15 protein-coding genes are annotated in these 21350 nt (G+C 36.3%); 11 read left to right on the top strand and 4 right to left on the bottom strand.

Annotated elements, in window-relative coordinates:
- Positions 1–41 precede the first annotated feature (41 nt).
- Together smc and CES88_RS14075 are read left to right on the top strand one after the other, a co-directional pair.
- Complete coding sequence (gene smc, locus CES88_RS14080; protein ID WP_290735661.1) at positions 42–3722, top strand: chromosome segregation protein SMC; 3681 nt, start codon at positions 42–44, stop codon at positions 3720–3722.
- 47 nt (positions 3723–3769) lie between these two features.
- Positions 3770–4375 (top strand): outer membrane lipoprotein carrier protein LolA, encoded by a 606-nt coding sequence (locus tag CES88_RS14075; protein WP_290735658.1) that lies wholly within the window; start codon positions 3770–3772, stop codon positions 4373–4375.
- Here the strand turns inward: CES88_RS14075 and CES88_RS14070 are convergent.
- On the bottom strand, positions 4365–6371 hold the full coding sequence (locus CES88_RS14070) for a lytic transglycosylase domain-containing protein (RefSeq protein ID WP_290735655.1): 2007 nt from the start codon (positions 6369–6371) through the stop codon (positions 4365–4367). The genes CES88_RS14075 and CES88_RS14070 overlap by 11 nt on opposite strands.
- 129 nt (positions 6372–6500) lie before the next feature.
- Between CES88_RS14070 and rimO the strand changes: the two genes are divergently transcribed.
- Positions 6501–7877 carry a 30S ribosomal protein S12 methylthiotransferase RimO gene (rimO, locus tag CES88_RS14065; RefSeq protein ID WP_290735652.1) on the top strand — a complete coding sequence of 459 codons (1377 nt, stop codon included), beginning with the start codon at positions 6501–6503 and terminating at the stop codon, positions 7875–7877.
- On the opposite strand, the gene CES88_RS14060 is transcribed toward rimO, so the two are convergent.
- Positions 7870–12807 (bottom strand): putative Ig domain-containing protein, encoded by a 4938-nt coding sequence (locus CES88_RS14060; RefSeq protein WP_290735649.1) that lies wholly within the window; start codon positions 12805–12807, stop codon positions 7870–7872. The two genes, rimO and CES88_RS14060, sit on opposite strands and share 8 nt — an antisense overlap.
- A 298-nt stretch (positions 12808–13105) precedes the next feature.
- Here CES88_RS14060 and CES88_RS14055 point away from each other — a divergent pair, with 298 nt between their 5' ends.
- From CES88_RS14055 to CES88_RS14045, 3 genes are read left to right on the top strand one after another with little or no spacing between them, the layout of a single operon-like run.
- A complete protein-coding gene (locus CES88_RS14055) occupies positions 13106–14494 on the top strand; it encodes a sigma-54 dependent transcriptional regulator (protein WP_290735647.1) in 1389 nt (462 codons plus the stop codon).
- A complete protein-coding gene (locus CES88_RS14050; protein WP_290735645.1) occupies positions 14478–14675 on the top strand; it encodes a hypothetical protein in 198 nt (65 codons plus the stop codon). The genes CES88_RS14055 and CES88_RS14050 overlap by 17 nt, the downstream gene beginning before the upstream one ends.
- A 4-nt stretch (positions 14676–14679) precedes the next feature.
- Complete coding sequence (locus CES88_RS14045; protein ID WP_290735643.1) at positions 14680–15462, top strand: hypothetical protein; 783 nt, start codon at positions 14680–14682, stop codon at positions 15460–15462.
- Here CES88_RS14045 and CES88_RS14040 read toward each other — a convergent pair.
- Positions 15456–16445, bottom strand: coding sequence for an amino acid--tRNA ligase-related protein (locus CES88_RS14040; protein WP_290735640.1), 990 nt, complete (start codon positions 16443–16445; stop codon positions 15456–15458). The two genes, CES88_RS14045 and CES88_RS14040, sit on opposite strands and share 7 nt — an antisense overlap.
- 79 nt (positions 16446–16524) lie before the next feature.
- Between CES88_RS14040 and ftsY the strand changes: the two genes are divergently transcribed.
- The 5 genes from ftsY to CES88_RS14015 all read left to right on the top strand — a co-directional run bounded on the left by ftsY (position 16525) and on the right by CES88_RS14015 (position 20849).
- On the top strand, positions 16525–17715 hold the full coding sequence (ftsY, locus tag CES88_RS14035; protein WP_290735637.1) for a signal recognition particle-docking protein FtsY: 1191 nt from the start codon (positions 16525–16527) through the stop codon (positions 17713–17715).
- A 50-nt stretch (positions 17716–17765) separates the two neighbouring features.
- Positions 17766–18071 carry a cell division protein ZapA gene (gene zapA / locus CES88_RS14030; RefSeq protein ID WP_290735634.1) on the top strand — a complete coding sequence of 102 codons (306 nt, stop codon included), beginning with the start codon at positions 17766–17768 and terminating at the stop codon, positions 18069–18071.
- A gap of 31 nt (positions 18072–18102) precedes the next feature.
- On the top strand, positions 18103–18657 hold the full coding sequence (locus CES88_RS14025; protein ID WP_290735631.1) for a 5-formyltetrahydrofolate cyclo-ligase: 555 nt from the start codon (positions 18103–18105) through the stop codon (positions 18655–18657).
- A 26-nt stretch (positions 18658–18683) separates the two neighbouring features.
- Positions 18684–20237, top strand: coding sequence for a ribonuclease Y (rny, locus tag CES88_RS14020; protein WP_290735628.1), 1554 nt, complete (start codon positions 18684–18686; stop codon positions 20235–20237).
- A 114-nt stretch (positions 20238–20351) separates the two neighbouring features.
- The gene (locus tag CES88_RS14015; protein ID WP_290735625.1) at positions 20352–20849 is read left to right on the top strand and encodes a hypothetical protein; all 498 of its coding nucleotides are present in this window, start codon (positions 20352–20354) and stop codon (positions 20847–20849) included.
- A gap of 40 nt (positions 20850–20889) precedes the next feature.
- On the opposite strand, the gene CES88_RS14010 is transcribed toward CES88_RS14015, so the two are convergent.
- On the bottom strand, positions 20890–21336 hold the full coding sequence (locus CES88_RS14010; protein WP_290735622.1) for a hypothetical protein: 447 nt from the start codon (positions 21334–21336) through the stop codon (positions 20890–20892).
- Between the last annotated feature and the right edge of the window lie 14 nt (positions 21337–21350).

Below are 21350 nucleotides of genomic sequence, written 5' to 3'. Positions count from 1 at the left end.
TCTAGGACATACACACACTATTTCAAGCAGAGGATGCGCTTGTGAAATTGAAGAGACTTGTTATACAGGGATTTAAATCCTTTAAAGATCGCACAACTATACATTTTGATGACGGTATTACTGGTATCGTTGGGCCAAATGGTTGTGGAAAATCGAATATTGTTGATGCCTTATTTTGGGTAATGGGTGAGCAATCTGCAAAACACCTTCGTGGTAAATCCATGAAAGATTTAATTTTTGCAGGTTCTTCAAAATATAACCCTGGTGCATATGCTGAGGCGACTCTTGTTCTTGGTAATGATGATGGTAAACATATCCACATTGGAAATAAAGTATCAAGCCCATCTGAAATTCAGCTGACTAGAAAGCTTTATAGAAATGGTGAGACTGAATACCGAATAAATAATTACCCTGCGAGACTTAAAGATATTCAAGAAGTTTTCATGGATACTGGGGCCGGAGCGAAATCTTATTCGATTATTGCTCAGGGGGAAATCAATAGACTTGTTCAAGCGAAGCCGGAAGAGCGTCGTACGATGATTGAAGAAGTTGCTGGTATCACAAAATTTAAAGTCAGAAAGAAAGAGTCTTTAAAGAAAATTGAACAAACAGAACAAAACTTAAATAGACTTCAAGACCTTCAATCTGAGATTGAAAAGAACTTGAAGGCCCTGCAAAAACAAGCTGAAAAAGCGGAGCGTGCAAGATCTCTTAAAGAGAAAATTAAGAGAAATGATATTATTGTTCACTCTCATAAAGTTTATGATCTTCTTAAGGATTTAAGAGATGGAAAGACTTTATTAAATGAAAAAACTCTTGAGCTCGAAGGTTGGGCAACAAGAAAGAATTCTCTTGAAATTTCACTCGAAGAAGAGAGATTTAAGAAAGAAGAGCAAACAGAGAAAGTCGAAATTCTTCAAAAAGAAAGAAATGAAATTTCTACTCAACTTGCTACTGCTGAAGAGAGATTTTCTAATCTTTGTAAAACTCTTACAGATAAAGAAAATTTAATCGAGACAAGACAAAAAGAAATGTCCGAGCTTGAAGAAGAGCTAATCGAAAGAGAAGAGAAGATTAAAGCTCTTGAAAAATCTCTAGTTGAATTGCAGGCAAAGAATGAAGAGGCTATCAACTTTGAAGAAGTTGAAGAGAGAATAGAACTTCTTAAAGAGCAGTTGGAGCTTAAGGTAGATCAAGTCGACTCGATGAAAAGTGGAATGGAAGAGAAGAGAGCTGAACTCAATACTCTTTCTCAAACAGCTTTTCAAAATACTTCCAAGCTTGAAGAGTATGCTGCTAATCTTCAGGATATAACTGAAGAAATTGAAGCTCTAGAGAAGCAATACTCAGGTGTTTCTACTCAACTAGCAGAAGAAAGAGATGCTGTTCACGCGGCAAATGAGTTAGCTGAGAGATTAACTGACCTTGAAGTAAGTTTAAAAACTGAAATTGAAAAGTTAATCGTAGAAAATAAAGCTCTTGAAGCTGAGCTTAAAGAGAGAAGTAAGTCTCTTATTACAAAAGAGTCTAAGCTTTCGTCATTAAGAGAAGTTAGCGCGGCGATGGACGGTGTTAGAGAAGGTGCCGTTGATTTTTTAAAGACTGTTGATTCTGAAAAATACCAATTACTTGGAAGTCTAATACAGTGTGAGGAAACGCACGCAAAAGCAGTTCAGAATCTTCTAAGTGATTTCATGGATACTCTTGTTTCTACTGAAGATGAAGTAAGTCCTGTTCTTGACTGGTGTAAGAATAATAATGAAAAAGCTTTAGAATTCCTTTCTCCAAATAAAAGTGGAGACATGACTTCTGAAGAAACTCTTGAGAGATTAAGAGTTGCTACAGGTGGGAATATAACTCCTGTTTATGAGTTACTAAATCTTCCTGAAGAATATAAAGCAAAACTAGTACCATTCTTTGATGGATACTTTATTGCAACAAGCTTCGATCAAGACGTTTTCAAGTCTATTTCAGATTCAATTAAATTTAAGGCAATCAGCTCAGTGGATGGAAAGTCTTTAATTCGAAATGCTGGAAATGGAAAAATTTTAACGATGACTGGAAACTCTGAAGGGCAGGGCGTTGTTGAAAGAAATAATCAGATCTTAGAACTTGAAAAAGAAATAGAAGTTCTTGAAGTTGAAGTGAGAAATCTTGAAGTTAAGTGTGAAGAACATTCTATTACACTTGAAGAAAAGAGAGACGAGCTTGAGCTACAAAGAAATCAACTTTCTGAAGCAAGAGCGGATCATGCTGCAAAGAAGTCAGCCCTTGAGTCTAAACTTTCTGGAATGGAGTCAGGAAATACACGTCTTGAGATCCTAAAGAAGAGAAAGACCGAAATTTCAAAATCTAGATTAGATATGCTTGAGAGTGAGGATTCACTTTCTAAGAATAAAGTTATTCTTGATGAAGCGCTTGAAGATTTAACAGCGAGATTTGAAGAAGAGAATGAGGAATTAATCGATCTAAGATCAACATATGAGACTGAAAGAGAGTCTTATATGGAGAAACAAGTAGAGATAAATACTTTTAAGGAACGTGTTTCTGGAATTCAAGCTCAAATCGATGATATTAATTCTCAAATGGAGAAGCAAACAACACGTATAGCTTCAAATAAAGAATTAATAGAAAAGTATAATGAAGAAATTGAAACAACTAACGATCAAATTGATCTTCTAGAGACATCTAATCAAGAGAAGGCCTCTGAGCTTTCAGGCAGAGATGATGTTCTAGGAATTATGAAAGATGACTTAACTCAGCTACTACTTGCAATGCAAGAGAGAGAAGATGAGGTTAAGGAGCTAAATAAGAAAGTTAGTAAGAATGAAAAAGATATTACAGAATACGATCTTAAAATCACTCAGTGGCAAAATGAAGAAGTTGAGTCGGTTAAAAATATCTTTGAAAAGTATCAAATTGACTTAAGAGAAGCTATCGGTGGATTCTTAGAGTACGAACAAGATGATTTTGAAGACCTTATCGATACAAGACAAATGTATATGATGGAAACTGAAAATGGTCTAATTCCTATTCAAAAACAATCATACGAGTTCCACAGACGTTATGGGCAGGATTTAAAAGAATGTTCTAATAAGCTTAAGAATTACAAGAACGAGTATAACCGTCTTGGAGAAATAAATTGGCAAGCAATTGAAGATTACGATCGTCAAAAGCTCAGGTTTGATTTCCTAAGAGTGCAAGAGGTTGAGTTAAAACAATCGCTCGAAGATCTTGAGACGGCAATAAATCATATTGATGATAAGTCTAAAGAGAGATTTAAAATTGCCTTTGAAGAAGTTGATGTAAGATTTAGAAAAGTATTCCCAATCATTTTTGGTGGTGGTGAAGCCATGCTAAAAGTTACTGGTGATATAAATGATAGTGAGTGTGGGGTAGACATCATTGCTAAGCCACCAGGTAAGAAAATGCAGAATATTAACTTGATGTCAGGTGGTGAAAAGGCCATGACAGCAGTGTCACTAATTTTCTCAATATTCTTAGTTAAACCTTCTCCGTTCTGTCTTCTAGATGAGGTTGATGCTCCTCTTGATGATGCTAACGTAGGTAGATTTAACGAACTACTTAGAGAAATGAGCTCTGACTCTCAATTTATTCTCATTACTCACAATAAGAAAACAATGGAACTTAATGACACGCTCTATGGTGTGACTATGCAAGAGCCAGGTGTTTCAAAAGCAGTATCAGTACAATTGCACTAATTTTCATATCTAGTTATAATAGTGAAGTCTATGGAGGCTTCACTATTATGGCTAAATCAATCTTAATTTCACTTCTATTTATTAATCAAATTTATGCCGCGGCATTTATTCCTGATCGTTTTTCGGCAAGTTTTGAGCAAGTGTATAAAAGTGCCTTAACTGGAAAAGAGAAGAGATCTAAGGGAATGATGGATTATAGCTACCCTGGAAGTATTCGATTAGAGACTTCATCACCGGAGAGCTTAACTTATGTTAGTAATGAAAGAAAGACTTGGTATTATACACCTGCTTTTATAGAAAGTGAGCCAGGGCAAGTGACCATTCAAGAAGCAACTAAGAATGAACTGACAAAATTTCTAGATATTCTAAGAAAGGGACTTCTTACTAATAAGCTTTATAAAGTAACAAAGAATAAAGAAAGTAATTACTTTTTAACTTTCACAAAAGATATTTCTAAGGATTTAGGAATCGTTAGTGCGAAGCTAGTATTCAAAGATGGAAAACCACTTTTTAAAAATTTAAAAACTGTTGAAATGGTTTTAGATAGTAAGAAAGTAAAGAGGTTAGAGCTTTCAAAAATTATTGAAGGCCCTAAGTTTTCTAAAGATCACTTTGTTTTTGAAATTCCAAAGAACACGAAAATTAATAGATAAATACTTTCTTATCAATAGGTAGTTCTTGGTAAATAAAGTAATTTCTAAGAACTAGCTTTATATACTTTCTTGTTTCCTGGTAAGGAATATCTTCAATGAAAATTTCTATATCTCCTTGGTAGCGGGATTTAACCCATCTACTCATGGCCGCTTCTCCAGCATTATAAGAGCCGATTACCATTGGAAGGTATTGAAACATCTTTTTTAAATCTTCTAGGTAGTGAACTCCGAGTGCCATATTCACATCGATATTGTAGAGGTCATCAGTGTCTTGGTATGGGATAGAGTGCTTCTTCGCGAGTTTTTGAGCTCTTGAGGGGATTACTTGCATTAGTCCATAAGCGTCCGCAAAGCTTCTTGCTTCCCTGTTGAACGCAGACTCTTGTCTGATAATAGAATACGCTAGGTTGTTATCAAACTTATTTTCTAAGTATTTAGATTCTAAACTTGGCTTTGGATAAATATATTGAATAAATTTCTTCTCAATTTCACCACGTTGATTTTCATCCATATTAAAGAATGTTCGAAGACTTCCTTGAAAATTTCTGGCCCTATTCATTCTCTCTAAAAGAGAGAGTTTACTTGAATCAGACTTACTAGAATAAATAAGACCATCTAGGTACTTCTTTGCAGAGTCGTATTCTCCAAGAGCAATCAACCATTCAAATAGATTATCTTCTGTTGATTTAATAACCTCTAAGTTGAAATCACTCTTTAGCCCAAGAACTCTCTTTGCCTGAATCCCATAGTATCCATAGGGATTAAGCTCAATTGTTTTCGAAAAATAAGGAAGAGACTCTTTTGTTTTCTTTTCTCTCGAAAGAGATTTTGCAAGCCAGTAACTATACTTTGAAGTGTCGCTATAATCTGAGTGAAGTTCAAGGAGAAGCTTACTCGATACTTGGTAATTCTTTCTCTTATATTCGAGCCAAGAGAGTTGCCATAGAATATCTTCCTTCTGCTCTCTATCGCTAAGTTTTATAGATTGGTTGAGATAGTAAATTGCAGATTTAATCTTCTTTTCTTCTTTTGCAATTCCTGCAAGTAGGTAGTGAATAGTAGCACCTTGAGAGTCCGTAGGAGAGTGCCTTTTTAGAGTATTCGTTAGTATTTTCTTTGCTAGAGGAAGATTATTTTCAGTCCAAGTTGCTCTTGCCCACCTCGTTCTTGCTTCAACAAGTTCAAAATTATATTGGCTCCCTATTGATTCTCTGTTTTTTTCTATCCAATTGACAAGTGTCTTTGTAGAACTTTGTGCAAGATCTTTTCTTCTCTTATTCTTAAAAACTCTAGTTATTCTGTGCCATGAATTAATTTTTGTTTTTAAATCTACATTTTGATTTTTTATAATGGATTCATAGGTTTTAATTGCGTTGTCATATTCTCTTGCTCTTTCAAAATCTCTCGCGACTTCATAGAGCTGGTCATCGCTTGGGGCAATGATAAATCTTGGTGAAATTTTTTGAAGTTCTTCATTATACTTTGTCACTAGCTCTGTGATTTGTTCGTCCTCAGCTATTTCAAGAGCATTTCGAATATATTTTTCTTTTTCTTCTTTTCGTACTTCAAAAGGATAGAGCGAGAAGTTATGCTTTGCTTGCCAGAGTTTAATGTTCTTGGACTTTGCGACTTCATAAGATATTTGGTAATAATCTTGAGAGAGCCAATCTTCGATTTCATGAGACTCCCAAACAGATATCAACTTAGGAACAGTCCAGTTACATGACTTAAGGGCTCGAATAAGAGCAATATTTCTAAGCGGAAATTTCTTATTATTTGATAGTTCTTCAAACTCTGGACAGGCTTTCTGATAGAACTTATTTGAAAAATCTAAATTAGCCTTATGGAATTTCTGGGCCAAAATATCAGATTCTGAAAGCTCAAGGCTGCCACTCAAATTTAAAAAATTTGGATTTGGAGGACTCATCACCTTTGTGGCACACGAGGAGTAGAATAAGGTCACTAAAATAAGGATATAAAAGCTTTTGTTTTCCATGGCTTAAGTCTATTTCTCATCGCTAAAAAAAGCAATCGACTAATTCGTTGAAATATTACACAACCCTTTGATTATTGGAAGAATATGTAATACAAGTTGCCATGTTATTTTTAAATTTAAGGGAATTCTATGCAAACAACAAAGTTTGAAAACCGTACTGTATTTTTCACTTCATTAGGATGTTCTAAGAACTTAGTCGATTCGCAGGTAATGCTTGGCTATATGGGATTAGATGGATTTCAGGTTGTCCCTGAACCTGAAACTGCTGAGGTCATAGTTGTAAATACGTGCTCATTTGTTGAGGCTGCAAAACAAGAGTCAATTGAAACGATTTTAGATCTTGCTGACTATAAAGATCAAGAGCAGGGAAATTGTAAGGCCCTTGTTGTTTCTGGTTGTATGGCGCAGAGATATTCAGATCAGTTAGAAGAATCTCTTCCTGAAGTTGATATGTTTATTGGAACAGGAGAGTATAATAAAATTGTTCCTCTTCTTAAGGCTTTAGAAGACAATAAGCTTGAGAAGAAATCATTCGTAGAAATTCCAAAGTTTATCCACACGGAGTTTGATCCAAGATTAAATACTTCTCCATTCTATACGGCATGGCTTAAAATCTCAGAAGGCTGTAATAGAAATTGTACCTTCTGCATTATTCCTGCGCTTAGAGGAAGATTAAGATCTAGATCTGTTGAGTCATTAGTCACAGAGGCCCAAAACCTTGCAGAGTCTGGTGTTCGTGAATTGAATCTTATTTCTCAAGATCTTTCTGATTACGGTGTTGATCTTGATGAGAATAATAATCTCTTCGCACTTTTAAATGGATTAGAAAGTATTGAGGGGATAGATTGGATTCGTCTATTTTACTTCTACCCAGATGAATTAACGGATGAAGTTATTGAGCAGATGAGAAATAGTAAAAAGATTTGTAGCTACCTTGATATGCCTGTTCAACATTTTTCAACAAACGTTTTAAAGAGGATGAATAGAAAAATTACTGGTGATGAAATCATGAATAGAATCGAAAGACTTCGTGAGAGAAATCCTGGTATCGTTCTTAGAACGTCAATTATTGTAGGTTTTCCTGGAGAGAGTGAAGAGGATTTTCAGACTCTTTTAGAGGGTGTAAAGAAAGCTAAGTTTAATCACTTAGGAATTTTTAGATATTCAGACGAAGAAGGGACACCTGCTTATAGACTTAGAGATAAAGTAGACCAAGAAACAATTGATGATCGTTTTGATCAGCTCTTTGAAGTTCAAAGAGAAATAGTTAGAGAGCTCAATGCTAGTTATAAAGGAAAAGTTATAGACGTTCTTATTGAAGGGGCTCACGAAGAAACAGAACTTTTAATTCAAGGGCGTCATGTTGGACAAGCTCCAGATATTGATGGAAAAGTTATTATAAATGATAGTGATCTAGAAGGCCTAAAAGCCGGAGATCTCGTAAAAGTCGAGATCACCGAAGTTTTAGATTATGATTTAGTTGGTAGAGTCGTTACTCTTAATTAGTATGGTCCATAGGAAATGGGAAGTCTCTTGCGATTTCCCAATCTAGCCCACTGAGGGTCATGTCGGCAGGAGTTGTTACCGTAAATCTATCGCTACTGACAGATTCTACTGTAAAGTATCTAAACTCCCCTCCAGAAGTTAGGTCTGTCCCAACTTTTACAATCATACCTGGCATAAGCTGAGAGTTTAGAGGTAGTGATGTGTGGATTGTTGTACTAGATTCAGTTGTTCTAACTGTACCAGCTGGAGCAGCATATGCACCTCTAGAGCATGATCCTGCTGCAACTGTGTAGTTTGGTTTTGAAGCTGCCGCTAAAGCATCAATCAATGTATCCCAATCCCACTTCTGGTCACAATTAAGTCCAAAACACGTTGTTGTAGAATCATCAATATTCGATATGGCTCCGCCGTTGTCAAACACTTCAATATTTGGTGTTTCTGGATTAAAGGATTTATCCCAGTCTCTTATTTGTAGTCTAATTCTAGCTTTTACGTTAAATGCAGCGTCTAGACAGTGGTATTCGTAAAACTTATTAGCGTTTGCTTCGTTCCCACCATTCGGGCTAACGTTCGCTTCAAAGTCACTTGCAGTAAAGTCAGTCGTATTGTAGTTTGAGTAATTCCCTATAAAGGTAGAGAGAATTCCGGTATCATCGTAGCTGTCAAAAGCATAGTTCTGAGAAACGTCTCTACATTGAGATGCTCTTGTCGTATTTGCGATGACAGTATTGTTTCCAAGTCCGTATGACTGTGGTGATTTTACTGTAAACTCTTGAACAACTCCAGCAAATGAATTTACTATTTCTGAATTTTCTAGACCTATTGTTAATCCAGTACTTCTGATTCCACCACTGATACAAGCATTCTTATTTCCTCCACACTCTTCTTCTACCCAGTCTGTTGCTACACAGGCGCAGTATCCATCGGTTTTTTCTTCACATGACACTGTAGAAGTGAACTTACTACCTTCATCACACTTAAGGTCTCCTTTCGGAGTTGTATGGTTGAATTGACACGCGTTTGTTGCCCCTGCTTTACCATATTGTTGTAAACAATCACCTGCAACACATGCTTTTTCACCAAAATTTATAACTCCTCCAGATTGAACGGAGAGAGGTCCATTTGTGTGATCTACTGCAGTATCCATGATTGTTAAGGCTCCACCTGTTATTGGATTTACAATATCTATTTGAGGAAGCGCTGGGTTTCCACCAAAAGGCATACAGGCATCAGTAAATTCATTGTATTGAACAAAGTAAGATCTTGTTCTTCCTGTGGGATAGCTTTTGTGAGCCTCTGGAATATATCTAACATATTCACACATTCCGGCCCCAGACTTTACTTTAAGTGCGGCACCTCTATTGTAGAGATCAAGCTCCTGTCCTTCTAGTCTGCAGACAATATCATTCATCTGGTATTTTGAAGTGTTAGTTGGAGACACCTGTGAACTTAAAATCTTACAAGAGGTTGTTCCATAGCCCTGTCCTTCTTTATGAAGAATATATGAAGAAGCCTGTTCGGTTTCTTGAATTAATTCAAATTGATTATAGGTAACGAGTTCAAAAGTAAAAACTGCATCAGCATCACCAGGTGATGAGTAGGTAATAGTATAAGTTGTTTTTTCTTGCGGCTCGTTAGGTGTACCGGAAATTACTCCTGTAGTGCCATCAAAAGAAAGTCCCTGTGGGAGAGTTTCTGGAGTAAGTTTAACGTTACTGAAAACTCCTTTTATCTTACCTTCAATATAAGTTTCTTCTCCAACGTAGAGAGGGATAACATTTCCAGTGGCAATTGCTGTAACGGTGTTTGCAGAGTCAAGTGCGATATTAAATGGAGTCGCATCATCTAGAGAGTTTCCTATCTCGAAAGAGTTTGTCCCCTTAATATCTTTAACGTCTACTATGAAATCATTTCCAGATGTATTTAGAACAATACCCGAAGATTTATGACCTGCTTGGTAGGCTGTAATTGTAGAACCTTCAATGAATGAATTAGTACTGGAGGTAACTTCCGCTCCTCCTGCATTTCCTGAAGAAGTTATTTTTACAATTGGTCCAATAATTCGAGAAATAGTTGATTCTGGTCCTGCGTAAGTGACAGTGTTGTCAAAGTTCTCAGCTTGTCTAAATTCTCCACTTAATTGTTGAATATAGGCATAGTCATTCGTGTCCTCTTTAAAGATAACGTCGGCACTACCTAGTCCAAGGTTGGAGGATATATAGCCCCCTATCTCAAGAGGAGATGCATCTGTAAGTCTTAAAATATGAGATGCGTAGTGCTTGCTAACGACATCCATTACTATAGTCTCAGTAGCTGTTCCTGCATTTATTATTTCACCAGCAGAGAAGTCTCCACTTGAAACTAAGGCGTAGACTTTATTTTCACCAGTCACAACACTTTGAATCTGTGCTGTATCACCATCCGTCGTTGTAATAATATTGGAGGCAGCTAATGTCGTAGCATTTTTTAAAGTAATTAATAAGTACTTTTGAACTCTAGCTTCTGCAGCATAGTATGGGATAACGTTATCAATATCTTCTCCCGCTTCAATAGTTCCTTGGGCATCTACGAGTAAACCTCCAGATGTAGAATTTCCAATTTTGTGTACAACACGTCCTTTTGTCCCACCAGATGTTTGAAAACGGGAACCAATATAGAAGTTATTAAAGTTTTGTGAAATTCTAATGAATTGGTAGCGACCAATTGTCGCTTGAATAGGAGCACTTTTTACGAGGAATTTATACTCTTTAGCAACAATTTCACCAATTGAATTTGTTAATTGAATTACAAATGTCTTGGGAGTTGTGAGGGAGAGAGGTAGAGATGCATCTCCATCAATTTCTCCTGTTGTGCTATTAAACATCGTAAAATCAGAAGGAAGTGTTGGTGAGATGTCGTAAGATATTACTTCTCCCAATGAAAGAGTTGTAGGACTCAAGTCATTATATAGAGTAGGTAGTCTTGAAGGTACTCCAGTTGCAGAATTGAAAATATGCACGACATCAGCAACTTGAGTTTTTAAGAATGAGTAAGTGATGGCATTGTCTAAGAAGTCATTTCTCTTAAAGACTTGCGCTCCCGTTAGTGTAGATGAGACTTGAATAACAACTTGATTTGTTCCAGCATCGATATAAGAAATAACACCTGTTGCTCCATTTGAAGATGAAACATTATCTCCTAAGGTAAAGACTCTAGCGTCTCCAACTGTGAGTTGAAGGTATTCACCTGCGAGCTGTGGATAATAAAATTCATCGATCGGAGTTCCTGCTTTAAAGTTTATCGTTGTTGAAGCAAAAGGGGTAGACCCTGCTCTTGGATAGTATCCTTCAATCGTTACAGTTGTTCCTGGGTCATAAGCAGTTGGTGATCCTGTAAAAATCCCATCACTTTCAGAAAATGAAACTCCAGCAACAAGGGCACCTGTGACACTATAGTAGACACTTGATGTATCAGCAAAGTTTACAGGAGAGAGTACTGGATTTAGATTAACACTATCCTTTCCAATTCCTAAACTAAATGAAGATCCTGAATAAGTGATACCACTAGGAGGGTCAAATACCCCAAGTTTAAACACATATGATGCAATTGATTCACCAGTTGAAGAATCAATTGCAGTTACAGTGTATTGATTTTCTGTACTTAATTGAATGGGTGCAGTTAATGAAATAACACCCGAGTTTGCGTCAATTGTAAGTCCAGGAATGACTGAGTCAATATTAAAGAGAGGTGTTATACCATCTCCTACAGGGTCAACTTCCCATTCTGGTGAAAAGGATATTCCTGTAGTACTAGAGTTATAAAGTCTAGAAGGAATACCAGTCTGAACAGTAAAGAGTGATCCATTTGATTTATGAAGGTAGTATCCGTCTAGAAACTGACTAGGGTTCGCGGCACCATTTACATCATCAACGTTGATGTAGAGAGTTTTATTCGCAGTATCGACATAGTAAACTGTCCCAATTCCAGTGTACTCAGTATTGGTATTACAGCTTGTAAAATTTGTTGAAATACAAGAGTAGAGAACATCATTGGCGTAGATACCTGTTGTATTAGCAACCTTTAAAAGAATGCGATCACTATCTAATAATTTATAATCAAAATTGTAATTTGAGATGGCCGTTGTTTGTGTTCCGACTCGTGAGCTAATCTTAAAGATTGCATCAGTAACTTCTTCTGGATCATCAAATTCTCCATCAAACTCGTTGGTAACTTTTGAGAAGAAGGTATATTCTGAAAAATCAAAAGTGTTCGCGATTGTAAAAGGCACAACTGGTGCAGTTATCTCTCCTGTCTCAGTATTTAAGGAAACACCAAGAGGTAGGTTTGGTTGAACACCGTATTCTAGTGGAAGAGGGTTAGTCGCATCGACTGTTATTGTTCTTGAAAAAGAAGGTGCTCCCGAAGGGTCAAAATACAGCGATGTCGATAAAATTCGTGATGCTGTAGAAGAACCAACGGAGCAGTTCGCATAACCTAGGGAGCAGTTATCAATAAAGTATCCATCTCTAAAAATATTTGTTTCACTAATTGCTCCAAGAGTGATCCTAGCGAGAACTTTTCCTGAAGTACTATTATTATCAGGGGCAACCTGTAAGACTCTGGCTGCACCTCTGTCTGAAGTTTTGAACATTGTTGCTGAAGAGTAGATGGTGTCGCCTGCTTTTAAAGTTCCAATTGTCTCAAGTTGAATCAAGATTAAGTCACCATTTATAGCGTCTGCAAATTGTGGAATTTGAAGATTGGATAATACTGTGACAATCTCATCTACGGGAGCAGAAGGGTCTGTTTCTCCAGAACCACCACTACTTGAAGTTGTGTCATCTCCTTTTTTGGTAGGTGACTCTTTAAACTTCGTGAGGCTATCCGGCATACACGCTGTCAGGGTGAATAAAAGTACTAAAAATGTCGATATCTTCCATAAAGTTTTCATAGTCTTATTATCGACACTTTCTGAGCGGATATTTAGAAACTTAAGAACATACTTTAATATCAAGGCCTTGAGTGGAAATTCTTGCCTAGTTCCGATCTATTACCAGATCGAAATTGCCTGTTATTTAGGGCACTGAAATTCTCTACTATTCATTTTTTTTAGAAAAAAAGTATATTTTAAATCTTCTCTAAACTTTCAAGGGGTTAAAAGTATTCCCTAAAATATAAATTTGTTTAAAACTCAGGAGAGAAATACAATTAAATAAGAGATAAAACGTTTAATTATTGGGGTCTTAGAAGTGAGTAAGAAGGTATTGAATTTTCTTGTTATAGAAGATGATGCATTATCCAGATTGAATCTAGTGACTTTACTAAAAGAGCATGGACTTGTAAGGGAAGCAAAAAATTCAAATGAAGCAAAAGAATTACTTGAAAATGAAAAGTTTGATCTTGCTTGGATTGATTTGGATTTAGAAAGAGATTTGGCAGGTCTTGATTTAATTCCAATTGTTAAAAAGAAAGGAACTTACCCAGTTGTTCTCTCTGGAAGGGAAGAGGATTCAAATATAGCGGAGGCTTATAAAAGAGGGTGTGAAGATTATCTGTCGAAACCTTTTGATAAAGAGGCCCTTGCCCTAGTTTTGAGGAAATTCAAAGTACTCTCTAAAGAGTCTACACTTCGAAACTTCTTTGGAACTAGATATGTGACTCAGGATGACTCTCTCATAGAAAATTTAAGAGTGATAAATGAAGTTGTCGCAAGCAATAAACCTGTTTTTTTAAAAGGTCCAACCGGTACAGGGAAAACTCTTATTGCCAAGCTCATTCATGAACTGATTTTTGAAAATAAAGATAAGTTTATTCATTTAAATTGTTCAGAAATTCCAGAGAATCTATTAGAAGCAGAATTGTTTGGCTATTCCAAAGGAGCTTTCTCTGGAGCAGAGACAAGTAAGAAAGGAAAGTTTGAACTCGCAGATGGAGGAACACTTTTCTTGGATGAAATTGCAACGATGCCAATGCTTCTACAGAAGAAAATATTAAGAGCGATAGATGAAAAATCTTTCTACCCATTAGGAAGTGAGAAATTAGTAAAATCTAATTTTAAATTGGTAAGTGCTACCTGCGAAAATTTAGCAGAGATGGTAAAGGAAGGAAGTTTTCGAGAAGACTTATACTATCGAATTGAAGGATTTAATATTGATCTTCCCCCACTTGAGAGGAGAAAGGGAGATATTCCTCTTCTACTAAAGTTTTTCTTGGGGCTTGGAAAGAGGAGAGTTGTTCTAAATTCAGAAGCTAAGAATATTTTAATTCAATACTCATGGCCCGGAAATATTCGAGAGCTTCGAAAGGTTGTAGAGATGTTACAGGCAAAGTCTCATGGGGTGATAGAAGCTAAAGACCTTCCTGCACATATTCTAGGGGTGAGTCGTCACATTGAAAATATTGCTGAAGTCGAATTTACTCCAATCATAGAGGGAAGTATTCTAAGCAAAATGCAATTAGAATTTATTCAAATGAATGGGTTGAAGTCTTTTTTAGATAAAGTTGAGGAAGACGCTGTCATATCTACATTGAAGAGTAATGAAGATAAAGTTAGAAAAACACTAAGTGTTTTGAAAATTTCAAATAGTGCATTTTATCGAATTTCACAGAGGATAAATAAAGATGGAAGATCAGAGTAAAGTCATTCACGATATAAATTCAGGTCTTTCCGCTATTTCGCAATCTTTATCCTTAATAAACGATAATTGGAAGACGAATCCTGAAATTGTCGAAAAAATTCTTCCTCTTATTTTGGAGAAAGCAAAAAAATTAGAAAGCGACTGGGAAGTCGCAAAAAATATTATTAAAAAGAAAGGTTAATGAAATGAAGAAAATTTTAATGGCAGCAATGATTACTTTAAGTATTTCTAACGTTCAAGCAGAGGGGATTTCAGATAAGTTAAGACCTTATGTGGAACAATTCTTGGGTGATGAAATTGCTGTAAAGCTATTTGGATCAAAAGAAGAAAGCATTAAACTTCCAGAAATCCCAAAGGTAAATAAAGACGCTAAGTCTACAAGAGCTGAGTATGTAGATAAGGTAAAAACGAATATTACTAAAGAACAAATGAATAAAGCAAACTTATCATTTCTCTTTGAAGTTTATGAAGCTGCGAGAAGAGTAAAACCAAATGATAATGATGTCGCTAAATGGATGAATGTTATAACACAAGGTGGAAGTAGAGAGGGAGTTTATAGAGCTCTGGTTCTTGATAATACATACGCTGCCATGGAAAATTACGACACTCCAATGACTGACTCTGGAATTGCTTTTGCAAAGTACTATGTAGCCACCTTTATTAGTAAGGAGATTTCAAAGGACTCGCTAGAGAAAACAAACTTCTTTACCCTAAAGAGAGTTCTCGTTGAGCAAACTTTGGAAATATTAGATGAGCTTCTTTTTAAAGATGTGAATTTGTTTTACGATTGGTACGCGGTCTTTTCGGCAGATACTGCAAAGAAATACCCTGCTTTTTTTACAAACAAAATTAGAAAAAGCACATCGAGAGAACGTCATAGGAAATGGGCGCAATTTGTACCAATTCAGCATGTGAAGTCAGAAGTGATTATTAAATTGCACAAGTTATTCAATGCGACCAATCAGTAGAAGAATGGGTTTTCAATATTTGTAATGCTCATTAATAGTCTTTCAACGCCGAGGGCGATCCCGCTTGAATTGGGTAGGGTCTCCATGGTGTTGTAGAAATCTCTAGGTTCTGGAAGTTGGTAGTCATAGAGATTTTTCTTTAGTAAGGCCTGCTCTGAAAATCTATTTTTAAGTTGGGAAAGGTCTGTGAGTTCGTTAAAGCAATTACAAAGCTCAACTCCAAAGGAGTAGACTTCAAAGCGATCGCAAACTCTGGAGTCATCTTTGTTTATAGTTGAAAGAGCACTTAATTGCTTTGGGAAATTATAAAGAAGTATGAAAGGATATTTTTTTAACTTAGGCTCAACTTCATTTAAAAATAATAAGAAGTAATAATCGTCCCATGAAAGCTTATCGTGTTCTTTTTCTGATGGAAGTGGAACTTGTTTGAAGTTTTCTCGAATTAATCTCGCTAGAGAATCTTTTTCTAAATAATTTAGGATATCTATATTTAAAATTTCTTGGAAAACCTCTTGAATAGTTTTCTTTAAAGGTATGTAGGATTGCAGCTCTTCTCGAACCTTAAATCCTTCTGTTTTAAATCTTTTAATGCAGTAATTAAAGAGGCTTTCAATATCTGTCATAATTTTTGTGTAGAATTCATCTCTTCTATACCACTCGAGCATAAGAAATTGTGGGCGATGGTGAGGGGCGTTTGGCTCATCTCTAAAGCAGTAAGATAAATTGAAAGTTTTCTCAAAACCAAGCGAGAGAAGTTCCTTCATGTGAAACTCAGGAGAAGTATGAAGATAGAGATTCAAATCTTTCTTTGTATGTGGGCTCTTAATTTGAAAGGGATGAATGTGAGTCTCCATTCCCGGGTTTTGAACAATGGGTGGTGTTTGTACATCAATAAATTCCTGCGAAGTGAAAAACTCGCGAATATATTGTTGCAGCTTAAACAGCATTCTTAGTTTTTCTAGACGATTTGTCTCTTCTTTCATTTTCTCACCGCGCCATGTGTTGATTTTCTTGAGCCTATGACATATCAATGACACCACAAAATACACAAGAGGATTTTTAATGATTGATTTAGTAAACTTACTACAAAATCTCTATGACCGTTCGGGTCAAACTTTGGTGGCAGATGCTAACCATGTCTATATAGCTGGTGGAATAATTCTCGCCCTCGTACTTGTGGGTAGTATTCTTCTATTTAGAAAGCCTTCTGAAAAACTTGAAGAAGAAAAAGTAGAAGCTAAGGAAGTGGTAAAAGAGGTTGTAGAAACTTTCAAAGAAGCGCCTCTTCGTGAAGAAGAGCCTGTGGCTCCAACTGGTCCGAGTTGGAAAGAAAGATTGAGAAAGGGACTTTCAAAATCAAGTAATGAAGTTTGGTCAAAAATAGGGGTTATCTTTACAGGAAAAGGTTTAGATGACGACACTTTGGAAGAAGTTGAAGAGCTTCTCTATGGAGCAGATATTGGGCCAACCATTGCTGCTGAGCTTATTGAAAGTCTTGAGGAAGAGGCTAAGAAAGAGGGATTTGGAGAAAGAGAGTTTAAAGCTTTCTTAAAAAATTTCCTAGACTCAAAAATGAGTACTGTTCAAAAAGATGTGGATACAGATCTCTATAATTTCGATGAATCCAATAAAGGGAAAACGAAAGTTATTATGATTGTTGGCGTAAATGGAGCAGGAAAGACAACGACAATTGGAAAGCTTGCGACAAAATTAACGGGGCAGGGGGCAAAGGTTGTTGTTGGGGCCTGTGATACTTTTAGGGCAGCAGCGGTAGATCAGTTGGAAGTTTGGTGTAAAAGAGCAGGGGCAGAGATGATCCGTGCAAAAGAGGGGGCGAATCCTAGTGGAGTGGGTTATGACGCACTTCAAGCGGCCCTAAACTCAAAGGCTGATTACTGTATTTTGGATACGGCCGGAAGATTACATACTAAAGGAAATCTAATGGAAGAGCTGAAAAAGAGTCGCGATGTTCTTAAGAAGCTAGATGAGTCAGCGCCTCATCAAACCTTATTGGTTATTGATGCCATAACGGGACAAAATGCTATAAGGCAAGCGGAAGAGTTTAATAATACTCTTGGATTATCAGGTTTAATTTTTACAAAATGCGATGGGTCATCTAAAGCGGGTGCAGCCATTGGTATTGTTGATAAGTTAAAAGTACCAATTACGTACATTGGTGTTGGTGAGCAGGTTGAAGACCTGAATGTTTTCAGTTTAAATGAATACTTAGATGCCCTTCTAGACATCGATTAGAAGGTTAAGTTGATTGACTCTAATAGAGCTTTGAGGGTACTATTTAAGAGATGGAAAGTATAAGAGAAGAAAGAGAATTTAACGTACTAGGATATAATATCAGGTTCACAGCTGATGAGGCAGACGCGAGTGTTTCGGCCAGGGAAGTTGTGAGTTATGTGCAGAAAATAACTGAGGAAATAAGACAAAAGTCTCCTCAATTAGATATAGGTCAAGTAGCAACACTTGCGGCTCTTAGAATAGCCAATGAAAAAATCTCTATTGAAAGAGATTTTGAAAATAATATATCAAAATTGCATATGACGGCTTGTGATGCCCTTCAATTTATTGAAGAAGTGTCTCCTTCTACTATTTAATTCTTCTCTTTAGAAAGAGTGGAAATTTATTTTGAATAAAGAAAAGCTTAGAAAAGATCTTCGAGAAAAGTTGTTGAAATTAGACAATGAGAAGAGAAATGAAAAGTCACAACTTTGTTTTAAAAATCTAATAGAACTTCTTAAGGCCAAAGGCCTCCTTTCCAATGAAATTGTTTTAGGATTATTTGCACCTCTAAATGACGAAATTAATATCGTTGAGAGTATAGCAGAGAGAGTAGGCACTCTTGCTTTTCCAAGTGTTAATGAACAGGCGGAAATGATTTTTAGAGAGTCGAACTTTGAGGACTTAGTTGAAAATACGAGTTTCAAAGTAAAGATATTAGAACCGAGTTTAAAGAGTAAGGTTGTCACACCAGATGTCTTGCTTGTTCCGGGACTCGCCTTTGGAAGAAAGGGAGAGAGGCTTGGAAGAGGACGCGGTTACTATGATAAGTATTTACAAAATTATAAAGGTATAACCATAGGTTTAAGTCTTGATGAGCAGCTAGTACCTGAGATCCCAATGGAAGAGCACGATTGTTATCTAAGTTGGGTTGTCACAGATAGGGAAGTTATTGAGATTTGAAATAATAAAGGAGTAAAGAGATGGGTATGGAAGTTATTCTTGCATCCGTTCTTTTTCTAATCGTTGGTGCGGCAGCTGGATTTGTCGTTAGAAATGCGCAAGCAACGAAGGAATTGAATGAAAGAAAATCAAAAGGTGATGAGATCATCGAAGAAGCAAAAGAAAAAGCAAAAGATCTAGCTTATAAAGCTAGAAAAGAAGCTAAGGAAATTGCGAGAGAAGAAAAACAAAATCTTGATAAAGAAATTAGTCAAAGAACTAAAGAAATTAAAGATCAAGAACGAGAAATTACTCAGAAAGAAGCTAAGCTTGAAACAAAGTTAGAAGAAGCTGAGAAAGAAAAAGCTCGTATGGCCGATAAAGAGGCTGAAGTCGAAAAAGCGAGAAGAGCTGCCGACGAAGAAAAAGGTCGCTTTAAAGCTAAGCAAGAAGAAATTGTTGTAAAGCTAACTGAAGTTGCAAAACTTACAGAGGAGCAAGCTAAAGAAGAGTTGATCTCTTTAATGGAAGAAGATGCGAAAGTAGATTTTTCTAAAAGGCTTGTTCGTCTAGAAGAAGAAGCTAAAGACCAAGCAGAAGAGAGAGCGAAGAGAATTGTAGGAATTGCAATTCAGAGATTTGCTGGAGAGCATGTAGCAGAGAAAACAATCTCTACAGTTGAGCTTCCATCAGATGATGTGAAAGGTCGTCTTATCGGTAGAGAAGGTCGAAATATTCGTGCGTTCGAACAAATCTGTGGAGTTGATTTAATTATTGACGATACTCCAGAGGTTGTCGTTATTTCATCTTTCAATGTCGTTAGAAGAGAGATCGCAAGACAGACGATTATAAAACTAATCGCTGATGGTAGAATCCACCCTGCTAAGATTGAAGAATTCCATGATAAGTCTAAGACTGAAATGGAAAAACAACTTCTCTCTCTCGGTGAAAAAGCTCAAATGGAAATTGGAGTTCACGGGATTCACCCTGAGATTTTAAAATTAGTAGGTGCTCTAAATTGGAGAACATCTTATACTCAAAACCAATACCAACATGCTATTGAAGCTGCATTTATTTGCGGGGCCATGGCCGCTGAGATGGGACTAAACGTTAAGCAAGCAAGACGTGCAGGTCTATTACATGATATTGGTAAAGTTCTTGATGCTTCAGCAGAAGGTTCCCACGCTGTTACTGGTGCTGACTTTGCTAAGAAGTATGGAGAGTCTCCAGATATCGTTCACGCGATCAGAGCTCACCATGATGATGAAAAACCTGAATCAGTACTTGCTCATATTGTTGCTGCTGGAGACGCCCTTTCTGGTGCTCGTCCAGGTGCTAGAAAAGCAATGATGGAATCATACGTTTCACGTCTTACTGATATTGAAGAAATTGTTAATAGCTTTGAAGGTGTTTCTAAGTCTTACGCAATCTCTGGTGGTAGAGAAGTAAGAGTTATCGTAGAAAATAACTCTGTAAATGATGAGCAAACAGTAATGCTTTCAAGAGATATTGCTAAGAAGATTGAAGAAGAAATGTCTTACCCTGGAACTATTAAGATTACAGTGGTTAGAGAAACTAAAGCAATCGGTGTTGCTAAGTAGATCGCGAATAAAATTCAGAAAATAATTAAAGGAAGCCCTCAATTGAGGGCTTTTTTATTTCTTCTTTTTAAAACAAAGAAAAATGTTTAAGCTATAGAAAGAAAAGGAGAAATTATGAAATTAATTCTAAGACTATCAGTACTTTTATTGAGCCTAAATGCATTTGGTTATACAGAACTTGTTGGATGCTATGAAACAATTAGTATTAATGGAAATGATGTTGTGGCCGGGCCATCTCTTGAAAATTCAGAGAGTGAGCTGTTTATGACAGCAAACCAGTACTATAGGGATTTAGATACATTTAAGGAATTAAACACATTAGTTGTAAGTGTTTTCAATGGTTATGATGAACCTTACTACGGTTTTTCAAATGTAGTTATTCCTGTTGATAAAGGTAATTGGAGTACCTCTGGGAATGAGACTACTTTTAAAATGGATGAAGATATTATGTACTACAGTTCAAATTACCAAAGAATTAAAATTGATTTCTTAGTTGATGCGAGCTTTAGGACTGATGGAGAGTATGTAGATGGAAAATTCTATCTCTCTTCAATTAGAAGAGGAATGTTCTATGATTTCTCTGTTAAATTAAAAAGAAAAGATTGTATTTAAATATTTTAGCATCGAGGATAACCTCGATGCTAAAAATCACTTATAGTTCTTGAATACTTCCAGATAAATTGAGGTCACCACTTTCTTCACTCTTAAAGCATGTGGCCTTTAGTGTGGAAAGAATTTGTTCGTAGTTACCTTTCGCAATATCATGATTTCCTACGCAAACGTCTTTATTTTCAAGAGCAATATCTCTCGATTGACCAGAGCAACTACTTGCTGCACTTGTAAACGATTCAATACACTTAGAAAATGAATTTGTAGCCACATCAAAACCAGTATTAGACTTTACAAGAGCGTTGCACACAACACTTCTTCTTCCTTGTCCTCTCGACTCATCAACAGCTATTTGATAGTTCGCACTACCGCTTTCGAAGTAATTCATTGCAAATTCATATTGTGCGATTCCTTGATTAAAGTCATCCGTACAAGTTGAATATGTATTAAAAGAGACTGCTAGTGCGCAGATTGCAATAAGTTGCTTCATTAATCCTCCATGAT

The sequence above is a fragment of the Halobacteriovorax sp. JY17 genome, assembly GCF_002753895.1.
In the GTDB taxonomy this organism is placed as follows: Bacteria; Bdellovibrionota; Bacteriovoracia; order Bacteriovoracales; family Bacteriovoracaceae; genus Halobacteriovorax.
The sequence above is the reverse complement of the archived record's forward strand: the minus strand, read 5'-3'. Positions and strand labels throughout refer to the sequence as shown.

Bases quoted from the DNA above. Each gene is read 5' to 3' on its own strand.
- CES88_RS14075 (WP_290735658.1), top strand. From the start codon at position 3,770: ATGGCTAAATCAATCTTAATTTCACTTCTATTTATTAATCAAATTTAT.
- CES88_RS14070 (WP_290735655.1), bottom strand. From the start codon at position 6,371: ATGGAAAACAAAAGCTTTTATATCCTTATTTTAGTGACCTTATTCTAC.
- rimO (WP_290735652.1), top strand. From the start codon at position 6,501: ATGCAAACAACAAAGTTTGAAAACCGTACTGTATTTTTCACTTCATTA.
- CES88_RS14060 (WP_290735649.1), bottom strand. From the start codon at position 12,807: ATGAAAACTTTATGGAAGATATCGACATTTTTAGTACTTTTATTCACC.
- CES88_RS14050 (WP_290735645.1), top strand. From the start codon at position 14,478: ATGGAAGATCAGAGTAAAGTCATTCACGATATAAATTCAGGTCTTTCC.
- CES88_RS14045 (WP_290735643.1), top strand. From the start codon at position 14,680: ATGAAGAAAATTTTAATGGCAGCAATGATTACTTTAAGTATTTCTAAC.
- CES88_RS14040 (WP_290735640.1), bottom strand. From the start codon at position 16,445: ATGAAAGAAGAGACAAATCGTCTAGAAAAACTAAGAATGCTGTTTAAG.
- ftsY (WP_290735637.1), top strand. From the start codon at position 16,525: ATGATTGATTTAGTAAACTTACTACAAAATCTCTATGACCGTTCGGGT.
- zapA (WP_290735634.1), top strand. From the start codon at position 17,766: ATGGAAAGTATAAGAGAAGAAAGAGAATTTAACGTACTAGGATATAAT.
- rny (WP_290735628.1), top strand. From the start codon at position 18,684: ATGGAAGTTATTCTTGCATCCGTTCTTTTTCTAATCGTTGGTGCGGCA.
- CES88_RS14015 (WP_290735625.1), top strand. From the start codon at position 20,352: ATGAAATTAATTCTAAGACTATCAGTACTTTTATTGAGCCTAAATGCA.
- CES88_RS14010 (WP_290735622.1), bottom strand. From the start codon at position 21,336: ATGAAGCAACTTATTGCAATCTGCGCACTAGCAGTCTCTTTTAATACA.